Below are 14,743 nucleotides of genomic sequence, written 5' to 3'. Positions count from 1 at the left end.
CCGCACTCCGAGCATTATGCTCAGTCAAAAATCTAATCAGCCCATCAACCCCACCTTTAGCGAGCTGATCCGCAAACTGCGTCTGATAAACCTGAATCAGCCACGCCCCCATCATATCGATGTCATAAACCTTCCAACCAGAATCGGTCTTCTCCATCCGATACCCAACCGAATCATCCCCACCATTGCTCAACACGTGCGACTGCACAACAGCATCCTTGCCGCCAGCCCCAACATTCGCAGGCGCGAACTTAAACGTCACATCCTGATCCCGCAACTGCGCCAACGAAGCAGCATACGTCCGCACCAGCAATGTCTGAAACTGCTCGTATAACTGCTTCTGCTGCTCCGGCGACGCCGTCGTCCACGCTTTGCCCACAGCAATCCGCGTCGTACGCTGAAAGTCCGTTGCAGGCACGAAATGTGTTACCACCACCTGGGTGATTTTGCCCATGTCGCCGCCGCGCGCCTGTGGATCGGCCTTCATCGCGCTGACCGTGCCTTCAACAGCATTCTTTACCACCGCGTCAGGCGCGGTTTGCGCAAAAGCCGCGGTGGAAACCACCGCCGCTGCCAGAAAAGCAGACAGATAACGTTTCATAAGCTCATCAGGACAGTAAATATGACCACTGGATGACCCGCCGGGCCACGCTGAAAGCCAGTATACCGATTTTGATGCTTCGTCCGTGCCCCACAAGCTGAGCCATTTAGCCCCACGTCGGTATACTTATGCCCTTATGCCAAAAACGCCATCTGTGACAGGGCCCCACTCGCCTACATGCTGAAGTCATCTATCGTTCGTCTCGTCGCCTGGTCGGTCCGTCGCCCGCTGCGCGTCATCCTCATATCGCTCATCCTCGCGGTCCTGAGTGGCTATTACGTCGTCCATCACTTCAAGATCAATACCGACATCAGCCGCCTCGTCGAAACCAACAAGGCCTGGTCGTCCCTCGACGACGCCATGGACAACGCCTTCCCCCAACGCGGCCAAACCGTGCTGGTCGTCGTCGAAGCGCGCGCGCCCGAATTCGCCGACGCCGCCGCCAACGCTCTTACCGCCGCGCTGAAAAAGCAGCCCAAGGAATTCGTCGCTGTCACGCAACCGGCCGGCGGTTCGTTCTTCGAGCACGACGGCTTGCTGTTTCTATCGCTCGACCAGGTCCAGTCCACCACCGGACAACTCGTTCAGTCACGTCCCCTCGTCAATGCGCTCGCCAAAGATCCCAGTCTGACCGGCCTTGCAGGGGTCCTCACCACCAGCCTGCTGCTGCCGCTCCAGCTCGGCCAGGTCAAGCTCAGCGATATGAGCCATCTGCTCTCGCAAAGCGCCACCGTGCTCGACCGTGTGCTCGCCGGTCAGCCCGCCGCCTTCTCGTGGCGCGCGCTCGTCGACAAGGACATCAGCACGAATCCGGCACGCGCCTTCATCACCGTGCAGCCGGTGGTCAACTACGGCGCGCTCGAACCCGGTGCCCGCGCCTCCGCCGCCATCCGCGCTACCGCCGCGTCGCTCGACCTCAAGGCCCACTACGGCGCGTCGATCCGCCTGACCGGCGAACAGCCGCTCGCCGACGAAGAATTTGCCTCGGTGCAGGATGGCGCCGCGTTGAACGGCATGATCACTTTCGTCGTGGTCCTCGTGATCCTGTGGCTCGCGTTGCGCTCGGGCCGGATGATAGTCGCCGTGCTCATTACACTGTTCGTCGGGCTTGCCATCACGGCCGCGCTCGGTCTGATGATGGTCGGCGCGCTCAACATGATTTCCGTTGCGTTCATGGTGCTGTTCGTCGGGCTTGGGATCGACTTCGGTGTCCAGTTCGGCGTGAAGTACCGCGAGGAGCGCCATCGCGATGAACGGTTGGCCGCCGCTCTCGTCAATACGGCGCACACCATTGGCGTGCCGTTGACGCTCGCCGCGGTCGCCGTCGCCGAAGCGTTCTTTTCGTTCCTGCCCACCGCCTACCGAGGTGTGGCGGAGTTGGGGCAGATCGCCGGTGTCGGCATGTTCGTCGCGTATGCGACCAACATGACGCTGTTTCCGGCACTCCTGAAGATCTTCAATCCGCCCGGTGAAGTCGCCTCACCGGGTTTCAAGCAACTGGCGCCCGTCGACGATTTCCTCGACCGTCACCGCAAACCCGTCCTGATTGGCACCCTCGTGGTCGTGATCGGCGCGATGCCGTTGCTGACTCACCTGCGCTTCGACTTCAACCCGCTGCATCTGAAGGACCCGCACACGGAATCCATGGCGACGCTGCTCTCGCTGAAAGATTCGCCCGAGGCCGCCGTCAACAACGTGCACGTGCTGACGCCGTCGCTCGCGGACGCGGACAAGATCGCGGCGCACCTCAGGACACTGCCGGAAGTGGGTCGCGTCACGACGCTGAGCACCTTCATCCCAACCGACCAGTCCCAAAAGCTTTTGCTCATCAATAGCGCTGCGCAGCAGTTGTTGCCCGCTTTGACGCAAACGCCTGCGCCGCCGTCGAGCGACACGTTGCGCGTCGCCGCCCTGAAGCGTGCCGCCAATCAGCTGTCGCTTGCCGCTGAGGACCATCCCGGTCCGGGCGCAGCCGAAGCCCAGCATCTATCGACTACGCTGCAAAAGCTCGCCGCCGCGGATGCCGCCACGCGCGACCGCGCAGAGACCGCTATGTCCGGCACGCTGAAGATTGCGTTGCAGCAACTCGCCGATCTGCTGCAGCCGAGCGAAATCACCCGCGCCACCGTGCCGCCCGAAATCTCGCGCGACTGGGTCGCGACAGACGGCCGCGCGCTGGTCGACATCGCTCCAAAGGTCGCCCCAGGCGCAGACCCAGGCGACGATGCGATGCTGCGGCGCTTCGCCCACGCGGTGAAGACGACGGAGCCGGACGCGATCGGCGGGACCATCTCGATCCTGCATTCCGCAGACGTAATTATCAAGGCGTTCCTGGAAGCGGCCGCATGGGCACTGGTGACCATCACTATCCTGCTATGGCTCGCGTTGCGGCGACTCAGCGACGTGTTGCGCACGCTGATTCCACTGCTGGTGTCGGCGCTGGTTACGCTTGAATTGTGCGTAGTGTTCGGCATGCCACTCAATTTCGCCAACATCATCGCGTTGCCGCTTATGCTCGGCGTAGGCGTCGCGTTCAAGATCTACTTCGTCATGGCATGGCGCAACGGACAAACGGGTCTACTGCAGTCGAGTCTCACCCATGCGGTGATGTTCAGCGCGGCCACCACCGCAACGGCGTTCGGGAGCCTGTGGTTGTCGCACCATCCGGGCACGTCGAGCATGGGGCGGTTGCTCGCGCTATCCCTGTTGTGCACACTGATCGGCGCAGTGGTGTTTCAGCCCGTCCTGATGGGTAAGCCGCGCGCGCGTCGCGCATCGAAAGAAAAGCAAGGAATCACCAAATGAAGATGCGAACCACCGCCCTGACCCTGCTCGTCGCAGGTGCGCTTGCAGGGTGCGCGACGGGTCCCGACCGCAAGCCGGGCGACCCGCTGGAACCGATGAACCGGCAGATTTTCAAGTTCAACGATGCGCTCGACCGGACCATCGCGCAGCCAGTCGCGAAGGGCTATCAGAAGGTCACGCCGCAACCGATCCGTCAGGCGATCAGCAACTTCTTTTCGAATCTCGGCGACCTGGGCAATGCCGCCAACAACATTCTGCAGTTGAAGATCACCGATGCGACCGAAGACGTCATGCGCTTCGTGATGAACTCGACGTTCGGGATCGGCGGCCTGCTCGACTTCGCCACGCCGGCAGGGTTGCCGAAGCATCATGAGGACTTCGGGCTGACGCTCGGCCGGTGGGGCGTGCCGGCAGGTCCGTATCTGGTGCTGCCGTTGTTCGGACCGAGTTCCGTGCGTGACAGCACGGGCTATATCGTCGACTTCCGCTTTAACGTGATCCACTATCTGAAGCCGGCCGTGCGCAATCCGATGTATATCGCGCAGTTCATCAGCGCGCGTGCCGATCTGCTCGGAGCGTCGGACCTGCTGCAGGCGGCTGCGCTCGACAAGTATTCGTTCGTTCGCGACGCCTATACGCAGCAGCGTCAGTCGCTATTGCGCGGTTCGAGTTCGACGCCGGCTCCGTTGCCGAACTATGGTGACCCAGGCGCGGAGGACGGTGCTGGCGCGGCGCCGGCAACGGGGGCATCTGGGACGGCGCCCGCTGGTCTGCCCGACTACACCGATCCAGGTGATTCGTCCGCGCCGGCTGCGCCAGCTAATGGCGCATCAGGTGCAGCACCCGCAGGCGCGCCGAACTACACCGATCCGGGTGATTCGTCCGCGCCGGCTGCGCCAGCTAATGGCGCATCAGGTGCCGCACCCGCCGGCGCGCCGCAGTACACCGATCCGGGTGATTCGTCGGCGTCGGCCGCACCTGCCAACGGTGCATCGGCTCCCGTAGGCGCGAGCTCCGCTAAGGCTGCCACCGCTCCGGCGGCGTCGGGCGCGGCAGCAGCCGCAGCAGCTTCCGGTGCCGCGGCGCCGGTTCCGCTGAGGCAGTAATTCTTCGCCTTCGCTTCGCCAAGGCAAAACGAAACAGCCCGACCGGCGTTAATAGCAGGTCGGGCTGTTTCGTTTTCTGCTTCAGGTAGCGCGAGCGTAAGAATACGCGCTTGTCTTCAGTGCATCGTATCGGCCTCAAGGCCCGCAACCGCGTCGTCGACACTCGCCGCCGGCTGGGTTGCCGGGGCCAAACTCGACCGATAGCGCTCGAACGCTTCATCCGCAAAGCGAATCTGCGTGCGGCCATGCGGAGCCGGTTCGCCGTTTTCGCCGAGATTCACAAACACCATCTTCTCGATCGTCAGGATGCTCTTGCGGGTGATCTTGTTGCGCACTTCAGCGCGCAGCGTGATCGAAGTCCGGCCAAAGTGCGTCGCGATGATGCCCAACTCGATGATGTCGCCCTGGCGCGCCGAGCTGACAAAATTGATCTCCGAGATGAGCTTGGTGACCACGCGCTGGTTGTCCAGCTGGCAAATGACGTAAATGGCCGCTTCTTCGTCGATCCAGCGCAGCAGGCTGCCGCCGAACAGCGTGCCGTTCGGGTTCAGATCTTCGGGCTTGACCCACTTTCTGGTATGGAAATTCATCTGGTATCCCCTTCGTGAGGTGATGCGGGCCGGCATAGAAGCCGGAACCTAGGGTTAATACCTAGATTATACCAAAATTAAGGGTTTTCCCTATGTTTCCCCGGTAAGGGGAGAGCCGACGTATGGACTCGTTTTCAAACACCCGGCCGCAGTGCCCCGGCCGCACCTAACGCTTGCCGCGCCTGAACCAGCGCCGTGCGAGCTGCACGGGCGTCGGCTGCGACCCGCAGCAGGGCCCCGAGCTGCGAAGGTTGCTTCAGCAGTTCGCGCAGGATCGGTGCAATCGCCGTGCTGCCGTCGTCGCGTAAGCCGGCCGTAGCGGCCGAAGGCAGCGTGCGCTGCGCCGGATCGACAATCGCCCGGCAAATCGCGAACGGTACGCCCTGAGCCGCAGCGATAGCACCCGCGATATGCGACTCCATATCCACGGCGAGCGCGCCGCTGGAACGGTGCAAGGCGGCTTTGTCGTCGGCGCCCGTGAGCGGCGCCGTCACGCCTGCCATCAGGCCACGGCGCAGGGTCGCGCCAAGCGGCGTAGCCGCCAGCGCGGCGGCCAGATGCCCGGACCAGAGCGGATCGGTAGCGAAACGGCCGTGCGGGCCTTCTACGGCATCCGCCACGATCAGCGCGCCCGGCTCCAGATCCGGCGCGAGGCCACCCGCCGTGCCGAAGCTGATGATGCCCGAGCAGCCGCGCACGAGCGCGGCGCGCAGCGCCCGCTCAAGCAGATCGGCGCGCGCCGCGTACACCACCTCGACGCCCTCGCCGCGCACACTGCGCGCTTCGAAGGCCATGCCGGTTACGGCAATCACGGGTAGCCTGCTGCCGCCTGCCTGGGATGAAGAGAACGACTGGGTAGAACGGGTAGAAGGCGTAGACACCATTACATCCCGACCGTAACGCGCGTCAGCCCGTCGCGTTTCAGTTGCCGGTAACGCGCCAGTGCCCAGAGCGGGAAGAATTTGCGGTAGCCGTGATAGCGCAGATAAAACACGCGCGGGAAGCCCGTGGCGGTAAAGCGGGTCTCATCCCACAGACCGTGTTCGCGCTGCTCGCGCAACAGGTACTCGACGCCACGCGCCACCGCCGGATGCTCAACGCACCCCGCCGCCATCAGCCCGAGCAGGCCCCAGGCGGTCTGCGACGCCACACTCGGCGCGCGCTCATAGCCGCGGTAATCGAGCTTGTAACTGGTGCCGTCCTCGCCCCAGCCACCGTCGTCGTTCTGGATCGACACGAGCCACTGAGCGGCACGCTTCATACGCGGATCGTCGTGCGTCATACCGGCGGCGTTCAGCGAACAGAGTGCCGTCCACGTACCGTAGATGTAATTCATGCCCCAACGGCCATACCAGCTGCCGTCCGACTCCTGTTCCTTGAGCATGTAGTCGTACGCGCGACGAGCTGGCTCGCTATTGGCCGGCAGTTCGCCCAGTTGGGCGAGCATCGACAGACAGCGGCCCGACACGTCCGCAGTAGGCGGATCGAGCAGCGCGCCATGATCGGAGAACGGAATGTTGTTCAGGTAGTACTGCGTGTTTTCCGGCTCGAATGCGCCCCAGCCACCGTCGCTGCTCTGCATGCCGACCACCCATTCGCGGGCGCGGGCAATCGCTTCGTCATCGACGTTCGATTCCGTGAGCGCCGCCGACCGCTGCATGGCCATCACCACCACGGCCGTGTCGTCCACGTCCGGGTAGTGCGCGTTCGCGTACTGGAATGCCCAGCCGCCGGGACGCACGTCCGGGCGGCGCGAGATCCAGTCGCCGCGCACATCGAGAATCTGCAGCGGACGCAGCCATTGCAGGCCGCGTTCGGCGGCCTGCTCGGCGCGCGGCTCGCCGGTTTCGAGCAGCGCGTGCGCCACGAGCGAGGTGTCCCACACCGGCGACAGACACGGCTGGCAATAGGCCTCGTCATCCGTGATGACGAGCAGCTTGTCGAGCGACTGGCGGGCGATCGCGCGGCTCGGATGATCGGCCGGGTAGCCCAGCACGTCATACATCATCACGGAGTTGGCCATGGCCGGGAAAATCGCGCCGAGGCCGTCTTCGCCGTTCAGACGCTCATCGACAAAGGCAACGGCGGCCTTGACCGCGCGTTCGCGCGTGTACTTCGGAAACAGCCCGTCGATCAGGCGCAGCACGTTATCGACGCCGCGGAAGAAGGCGAACCAGCCCTGATGCTGATGCGGGGCGCGCGGCGACAGCCCGGTTGTGACGGGCGCGCCGCGGAACAGTTCGTCGATCCGCACGCCGCGCGGGTTGCGTGCCACCGGGCGCTTCGCGTTGAGCACGAGCAGCGGCACGATCACGGTACGCGCCCAATACGACACCTTCGACAGATGGAACGGGAACCACTGCGGCAACAGCATGATCTCGACCGGCATCATTGGCACGGCATACCAGGAGACCACGCCGAACAGCGCGAGCAGAACCCGCGTGAAGACATTGGAGGCTTCAGCGCCGCCGTGCGCGAGAATCGCCTCGCGGGCGCGGCGCATATGATCGGCATCCTCAGGATCGCCAATCATCTTCAGTGCGAAGTACGCCTTCACGCTTGCACTGACGTCGAGCGCGCCATCGGTAAAGAGCGGCCAGCCACCATTCGACAACTGGATACGACGCAGATAGCGCGCGATCTTCTGCTCCAGTTCCACGTTCGGCTCTTCGCCGAGGTAGTGAGTCAGCAGCACGTATTCGGCAGGAATCGTCGCGTCGGCTTCGAGTTCATAGACCCAGTGGCCGTCGGGGCGCTGCGCGGCGAGGATCGCGTCGGTTGCGCGGGTGACGGCGGCGTCCAGCGTGGTGGTGGGCTGCGTAGCAGCAGCGCCTGCGGCGACAGCAGCAGCCGGTTCATTCGCGGGCGAAACAGCAGCCGTCTCGGACGCGTCATGTGAGATGGGCGAGTCAAGTGAAGCCGCTGAGTCGTCTGATTCGGCGCCAGTCGTCTGGGCAAGGGAAAAATCGTTCATCTGCGTTCCATCGGTTCGTTCAGCAGCGTATCCGCGGCCTTCTGGCCAGAGCGGACCGCTCCTTCGAGCGTCGCGGGCAGGCCAGTGGCTGTCCAGTCTCCCGCGAGCGTCAGGTTTTTCCAGCGTGTGCGCGTGCCGGGGCGGCACATTTCCTCGCCCGGTAGCGCGGCAAAGGTCGCGTGGGGGTCGGACACGAGCTGCCAGGCCGGCATGGGTTCGAGCGGCAGGCTCGCCGCTTGGGCGACTTCGGCCCAGACCGTCTTCGCTAGCGCTTCGTGCGGGGTGTCGAGAAAGCGGTCGGCGCCGCTGATCGTCACCGAAAGGCGCCCGTCGAATGCGAACAGCCACTCAGCTGTGCCGTTGAGCAGCCCCATCAGCGGCGGCACGCCGAACGGCGGTTCCACGGCAAAGTGCACGTTGACCGTCGCGCTAAAGCGCTTCGGCGCCTGCAGACCGGGCACCAGCGTTTGCGCGATATCCGGCGGCACCGCCAGCACGACGGCCGCCTGGTCGTCGAGTTCGACGTGCTGAGTGCCGTCCCCTTCGGCAAACTCCAGCGCGCTCACCCGGCCCGTGTCCGCAAATACAATTTCCTTCAACTGCGCGCCAAGCCGTATCGCCGCCCCGCCGTGCTGCAACAGACGCAGCGCCGGATCGACGAAGGCACTGCTCAGGCCATTGCGCGCGAGCAACGGCCGGCATGCATGACCGCCCGCCGCGAGCGTCTCGCGAACCACTGCGGCAGCCAGTTCGGCGCTCGCCTCACGCGGCTCGTGATTGAGCATCACGTGTAGCAGCGGCCGCAGCAAGCGGTCCCATAGCACCCCATCGCAGCGCATGGTCTGCGCCATCGTCCGGCCGGGCTTCGCTAACAGCAGCGGCGCGAGCGTCAGATAGTCGCCCGGATGGGTATTGGGGACCCGCGCGGTCTGATCGAAGACCCACAACGGCAAGCGCCCGGCCGACGGACGCACGGTCCAGCGCGCCCGCGTCGCCAGGTCCATGAACGGATATTCGGGCTGAGCGGGTCCGACCAGCTCGTCGACCGCGCCGATCGCACGCAGGTAATTCAGCGTCGCGTCGTTGCCCGACATCACCAGATGATTGCCACTGTCGATGGTCGCACCGAGCGTCCGATCGTACCAGGAGCGGCAGCGTCCACCCGCCTGCCCGGCCGCGTCATACAACACGACCTGCGCACCGCGCCGCTGCAATTGCACAGCGGCGGCCAGACCGGCGAGGCCCGCGCCGATCACATGGACGAGTTTCTGCATTAGAAAAACGCGTACCGGGCGACGATCCACAACAGACGCGCACGAGGCTTGCTGACCTTGGTGCGCGGCAGATCGAAACCGCGTTCAACGGTGCGATCGAGAAGACAGCGATAGACCCCAGACATGATGCGCGGGGCGCGAACGTGAGTGCGCGGCTCGGCGTCCATGATCGCGTCGGCCTGGGCGAAATGTTCGCGGGTCCGCTTCACCAGCTTGCAGCAAACGCGCGGCAACGACGGATCGTCGGCAATAATCGCGGGCGTCGTCGTGGCGATGCCTTCGAGCGCGAGCAGTTCGCGCGGCAGATAGCAGCGGTTGATGTCCGCGTCTTCGTCGATATCGCGCAGGATGTTAGTCAACTGCAGCGCCCGGCCCAGGTGGTGCGCCAACTGGCGCCCAGGCTCTTCCCGCATCCCGAATATCCTCACCGATAAACGCCCCGCGGCGCTCGCGACACGGTCGCAATACAGGTCGAGGGTGTCGTCGTCCGGCGCGCAGATATCTTCGGCGGCATCCATTGCCATACCGTCGATCATGGCGTGGAAATCTTCGCGTTGCAGATGAAACGTGTGGATGTGCCGCGTCAACGCGCGCAGCGAAGCACGCGGGGCGCCGGCATAGCAGGCGTCGATGTCGGCGCGCCAGCGCTCGAGTCCGGCCGAGCGCTCGGCGCGCGGCAGGGCGCTGTCGGCAATATCGTCGACAGCGCGGCAAAAAGCGTAGACCTGATACATCGCGTCGCGCTGCGCCGCTGGCAGGATGCGCATCGCAAGGTAAAACGAGCTGCCTGACGTGGCGGCAGCGGCGTCTGTTTCAGTATCGTCCACGACAAGATTGGAAACAGCCAAGACGATCTCCGCTGAGGGGCCCTCTGGAGGCGGTCAAGAAATCGGAAGCGTGCCCGCCCAGAGGGCAGGCCGCGCGCGCGGACACGCGCGAAAGCACCGGCAAGAGATACCGGAAACGGCGAAAAGTATAACAATCTTTGCGAGACGGCGCAGGCGCGGTCGGCCAATGTGGCGGACGACAAAGCAGCGCGGCGGCGGGCCGGCCCAGATCGGTCAGATAAAGGCGACCGAGCGGTTGCGGCCTTGACGCTTGGCGCTGTAGAGCGCGGCGTCGGCTTCGTTGATCAGCACGTCATAGTTCGGCACGCCAACTCGCGCCGACGCACCGCCGACACTGGCCGTCACCGGCACGTGGGCACCCTGCACCTCGACCGGTTCGTCACCAATCGTATGACGGATTTTCTCGGCCACCTGCATCGCGTCCTCAAGCGGCGTGCATGGCAGAAGCAGTGCGAATTCCTCGCCGCCGAAGCGGCCGAAGGTATCTTGCACCCTCACCACCTGCGCGACCCGCTGCGCCATCTCACGCAGCACTGTATCGCCGACCCCATGGCCGAACTGGTCGTTGATCTTCTTGAAGTGGTCCAGATCGAACAGCAGCAATGACATATCGCCGCCGTAGCGCTGCCAGCGCGTGTATTCGTCACGCAGGCGCGACTCGAAATAGCGGCGGTTCGCGATGCCTGTCAGGCCGTCGCGGTCTGCATACTCCTGCAGCTTGGCGACCGCTTCTTCGCGTTCGCGCTGCACGATGCTCACGTGCGTCACGTCTGAGATGGTCACGCACACGGCCACCACCTCACGGTCGCGCGTGAGCGGCATAAAGGTGCAATCCTGCTGCATGAAATCGACACCGCCGGTAATGGGCCGGTCATGGTCGAACTTGAACAGATAGGGCCGCTGCTCCCACGAACTGAACGCGAAGCTGCCGAGCTGAAACACGCTCTCCAGCTTGCGGGTCAGCCACACGCGCGGCAACTCGGGAAAATTGGCGAAAATCGACTTGCCGACCACCTTCTCGGCCGATAAACCGCTGTGATCCTGCATGAAGCGGTTCCACATCAGAACATTCATGTCGCGATCAAGCACGAAAATTCCGAAACCGACGCGTTCGACAACGAGATCGCTTAACGAAGCGGAGACATTCATAGACTGGACAGCAACGCGTCGAGCGCGTCATTCATGTGCACGATGGACTCTTCGGCCATCAGCATGACAAGGTGGGCGCGGAAACTCTGGTCTTCGAGCGCGAAGTTGACTTCGACCAGCAGCGCGACTTCCCAGCCGAGCAAACCGGGTTGAAACACGTCCTCGAGCGACATCGACTCGCCGAGCAGACCCGGCGCCGAAAACACCGGCGTGCGGCCAAGCTGCTCGAGGATGCACGAGACGCAAGCGCCGATCAGCACGTTGGCGACATCGAAGATGACTTCCTGCTGGCTGACGGCCTCGTAGGCCGAGCGCGGATACGGGTCGTTCACCAGCGCGCACAGCTGGTCGATGCTGCCGCTGCGGCAAATGACCAGTGCCTCGCCCTTGATGTCGGAGCGGAAACCCTGGCGCACGGCGCTCACCGTCTCCTGGATGCCGGTCATCTTGCGCAGCGCCGCAGCCGCGTCGCTCACCTCGACTACCTGCACGCGCGGCACGGACAGCTCGATAAACGTATCGAGCAGGCGCGCGAGCCGCGTCGCCGCCTGGCCCATGGCGAGGTTCGCAACTTCCTGCAGCGCGTCGCGCCGATCTTCGTTGAGGACTGGCTCACTCATACAACCCGTACTCCTTGAGGATGGGTAGTACAGCCTCGGGAGTGACGGGCTTGGCGATGAAGGCAATGGCGCCGAGGCTGCGTACGCGCGCCTGGGCCATCGGCTGCACATCGGCCGACACGACGATCACGAACGTGTTCAGGTCCTCATGCTGCAGCGCCTCCAACACCTGATAGCCGGTCATGTCCGGCATCGTCAGGTCGAGGAACATCACGGACGCCTTGCCTTCGCGATACAGCGCGAGCGCTTCGCGCCCATTGGATGCATAGCTGACGTCCACATCCCACTGCGGCGGCAGCGCCTTTGTGAGCACCTTGCGGGCAAGCAACGAATCGTCGGCGATCACAATGGGCAATGACATGGCGGGCTGGTGAAAACGGAATGGGCTCGGTCGGATTAACGGCCTGGATCGAAATTTCTTTAGCGGACCGAAGTCAGGCCGGCCGAGGCTTGCTCCGACGCGAGCGGGCCCACAGATTGCATGGATTGCGAACAGCAGGGGACGGCGCACGCGGCTGCGCGTGCGACAGGAACGATGCGGATGCGCGCGTGCGCACGCGGGACGATAGCGATGACCGGCATGTTCGAGCCTACCCCAAAGGTGGTTCTGCGCGGCCGAATGGATGAAGGCGTACCCCAGCCTGTCGCGCGCGTTTCCGCGAACTCCCTCCGTCGCGCTAACAATGCGTTTTCGGGCTGGCCCTCGCGGCAAAGACGTCCGAGCGTGGCGGACGCACTTTTTATCGTGGCAGGATTCTTAAATTATTCCAGCGAAAAGGCAACTCGCCAATATGGATTTAACGAACAGAAATCACTCATGACATGACAGTTTGTGGGTTTTGCACATCCTTAAACGCAGGCTATGACCACGTTTATGCTTTTGTGTACGTTTGCGCTTCCGGATTCCTCGCTGTTTGGAGAAAAAACTTTCGCATAATTCCCAGGGTCTATTGTTACCGGTCTCGACAATCCTGCCCGGCAAATTCCGGGTTCTCGTATGATGGTAGGGGTAAGGTTTTCCGTCCCAGACGACAGTAGCGGTATTAAAGATGACATCTGACCGGTCCGACCCGCGCGACGCGAGTCGCCTCTCCGCTAACCGCGAAGACGAGGCGCTGTTCCCGGTCGTCCCGGAGCAGAATTTCCATGTCCGGCGCATGACGCTGATCGCGCTGCTGATCGCGGCGATCGTGCTGCCGTGCGTCTATGTGGCGGCGATGGCCGTCAGTGATCTGCACGCCCGCGAAGCCGACGCGACCGATCTGACGGTGCACACGGTGCGCGTCGGAGAAGAACACGCGCTGAAAGTGTTCGACATGAACGAAGCGCTCGACGCGCGCGTCGTCGATCTGGTGCAAGGCCTCGACGACAACGGTATTCGCGCGGACGAGACACAGATCCACGACAAGCTGCGCACCATGGGCGGTGGTTACCCGCAGGTCGCAGCGGTCTCGATTTTCGGTGACGACGGCTCGCTCCTCGCCAGCAGCCGGTTCAATCCACCCCCTACCGTGTCGATTGCTAACCGCGACGATTTCACTGGCATTCGCGACGGCAAGGTGCTCGAACACGTTTCGAAGGATATGGTCGGCCAGGTTGCCGGCGAAAATGTGTTCAACACGGGCGTCGCGCGGCGCAACGCTGACGGCGGCTTCGCCGGCGTGGTCTCGGTCGCCTTGCGGCCGGGCTATTTCAACGCCTTCTATCAGGAGCTGCTCGGCGGCGCCAATACGCCGATGACCATGAGCCTGACCCGCGCGGACGGCTCGGTTCTCGCCCATTACCCACCGGCGCCTGGTCAGCCGGCCATGATCACGCCCCACACGCAGCTCAGCGAAGCCCTGGCTCAAGGCAGCCGCGCCGGTGTGGTCCGGCTGCACTCGGTGTTCGCCAACGACAACCTGATCGTGGCGTACCGGCGCGTCGGCGCATATCCGGTCTACGTGTCGTGCGGCTACCGCACGTCGGCGATCTGGGCGGCCTGGTACCGCCATCTGAGCGTGCTGATCCTGTCGATGTTCACGCCATCCATCGTGCTGTGGTGCGTGATCTGGTTATCGCTGCGGCGTCTCGGCGCTGAAGAGGAAGCATGGGAGCGCTGGCAGGCCGAGGCTTCGATGCGGCGCTCGATCGAATCCGCCTACCGGCAGTCGCGCAAGATGGAAGCGCTCGGCAATCTGGTAGGCAGCGTGGCGCACGACTTCAACAACCTCCTGATGATCGTCTCGGCGAATGTGCAGATCGCGCGGCGGCGCGGCGCGCCCGGACTCGATCGCGAGCTCTCCGCCATCGAGCGGGCGCTCAAGAGCGGTCAGTCGCTCACGCGCCAGTTGCTCGGCGTGGCGCGCAAGCAGCCGTTGCGCAACGAGACGCTCGCCGTCGAGCGGTGGCTGCCGGCCTGCCGCGAACTGCTGCGCGCGTCGCTCGGCGCGAAGGTTTCGCTCGTGATGGACATCGGCACCAACGTCTGGCCGATGCGCGTGGACGTCGCAGAACTCGAACTGGCGCTGATCAATCTCGCCGTCAACGCGCGAGACGCCATGCCCAACGGCGGCCGCTTCACCGTCCGCGCGGCCAATATCACCTTCCGTCATGAGGACGGCTTTCCGCTAACGGGCGATTTCGTGCAACTCTCGCTCGAAGATACCGGCGTCGGCATGCCGCCGGACGTACTCGCCCGAGCGTTCGAACCGCTCTTCACGACCAAACCAAAAGGCATGGGTACCGGCTTGGGATTACCGCAGGTGTTCGCATTTTGCGAGCGCTCGGGCGGCCT

12 protein-coding genes are annotated in these 14,743 nt (G+C 63.8%); 3 read left to right on the top strand and 9 right to left on the bottom strand.

The genetic code is table 11. From position 1 onward, the window contains the following. Positions 1-601: phospholipid-binding protein MlaC (locus M0954_RS06860; RefSeq protein ID WP_297352300.1), on the bottom strand; the 601-nt coding region annotated here is incomplete at its 3' end. Between the two features lie 177 nt (positions 602-778). Here M0954_RS06860 and M0954_RS06855 point away from each other — a divergent pair. Together M0954_RS06855 and M0954_RS06850 are read left to right on the top strand one after the other, a co-directional pair. Then, positions 779-3,406 (top strand): MMPL family transporter, encoded by a 2,628-nt coding sequence (locus M0954_RS06855; RefSeq protein ID WP_297352298.1) that lies wholly within the window; start codon positions 779-781, stop codon positions 3,404-3,406. After that, entirely contained in the window at positions 3,403-4,512 is a 1,110-nt protein-coding gene (locus M0954_RS06850; RefSeq protein ID WP_122157444.1) for a VacJ family lipoprotein, read from the top strand. Before M0954_RS06855 ends, M0954_RS06850 begins: the two co-directional genes overlap by 4 nt. A 116-nt stretch (positions 4,513-4,628) precedes the next feature. Here the strand turns inward: M0954_RS06850 and M0954_RS06845 are convergent, their stop codons facing one another. The 8 genes from M0954_RS06845 to M0954_RS06810 all read right to left on the bottom strand — a co-directional run bounded on the left by M0954_RS06845 (position 4,629) and on the right by M0954_RS06810 (position 12,328). Next, positions 4,629-5,102, bottom strand: coding sequence for a hotdog domain-containing protein (locus M0954_RS06845; RefSeq protein ID WP_297352296.1), 474 nt, complete (start codon positions 5,100-5,102; stop codon positions 4,629-4,631). Positions 5,103-5,236: 134 nt separating this feature from the next. Then, complete coding sequence (locus tag M0954_RS06840) at positions 5,237-5,986, bottom strand: phosphorylase (protein ID WP_297352294.1); 750 nt, start codon at positions 5,984-5,986, stop codon at positions 5,237-5,239. Continuing rightward, the gene (shc, locus tag M0954_RS06835) at positions 5,986-8,076 is read right to left on the bottom strand and encodes a squalene--hopene cyclase (RefSeq protein WP_297352291.1); all 2,091 of its coding nucleotides are present in this window, start codon (positions 8,074-8,076) and stop codon (positions 5,986-5,988) included. The genes M0954_RS06840 and shc overlap by 1 nt, the downstream gene beginning before the upstream one ends. Next, positions 8,073-9,350, bottom strand: coding sequence for a hydroxysqualene dehydroxylase HpnE (hpnE, locus tag M0954_RS06830; RefSeq protein ID WP_297352289.1), 1,278 nt, complete (start codon positions 9,348-9,350; stop codon positions 8,073-8,075). Before hpnE ends, shc begins: the two co-directional genes overlap by 4 nt. Continuing rightward, positions 9,350-10,198: a presqualene diphosphate synthase HpnD gene (hpnD, locus tag M0954_RS06825; protein ID WP_297352287.1), complete on the bottom strand. Its 849-nt coding sequence runs from the start codon at positions 10,196-10,198 to the stop codon at positions 9,350-9,352. Before hpnD ends, hpnE begins: the two co-directional genes overlap by 1 nt. Before the next feature lie 213 nt (positions 10,199-10,411). Continuing rightward, positions 10,412-11,347 carry a sensor domain-containing diguanylate cyclase gene (locus M0954_RS06820; RefSeq protein ID WP_122157450.1) on the bottom strand — a complete coding sequence of 312 codons (936 nt, stop codon included), beginning with the start codon at positions 11,345-11,347 and terminating at the stop codon, positions 10,412-10,414. Next, complete coding sequence (locus M0954_RS06815) at positions 11,344-11,967, bottom strand: chemotaxis protein CheC (RefSeq protein WP_074266917.1); 624 nt, start codon at positions 11,965-11,967, stop codon at positions 11,344-11,346. Before M0954_RS06815 ends, M0954_RS06820 begins: the two co-directional genes overlap by 4 nt. Continuing rightward, positions 11,960-12,328 (bottom strand): response regulator, encoded by a 369-nt coding sequence (locus tag M0954_RS06810; protein WP_123386717.1) that lies wholly within the window; start codon positions 12,326-12,328, stop codon positions 11,960-11,962. Before M0954_RS06810 ends, M0954_RS06815 begins: the two co-directional genes overlap by 8 nt. Positions 12,329-13,016: 688 nt before the next feature. On the opposite strand from M0954_RS06810, the gene M0954_RS06805 reads away from it, so the two are divergent. Then, a partial coding sequence (locus tag M0954_RS06805) for a hybrid sensor histidine kinase/response regulator (RefSeq protein ID WP_297352285.1) occupies positions 13,017-14,743 on the top strand: 1,727 nt, incomplete at its 3' end.

It is taken from the genome of Paraburkholderia sp., from assembly GCF_026225065.1.
In the GTDB taxonomy this organism is placed as follows: domain Bacteria; phylum Pseudomonadota; class Gammaproteobacteria; order Burkholderiales; family Burkholderiaceae; genus Paraburkholderia.
Note: the sequence above shows the minus strand (reverse complement) of the source record. Positions and strands in the feature narration are given on the sequence as shown.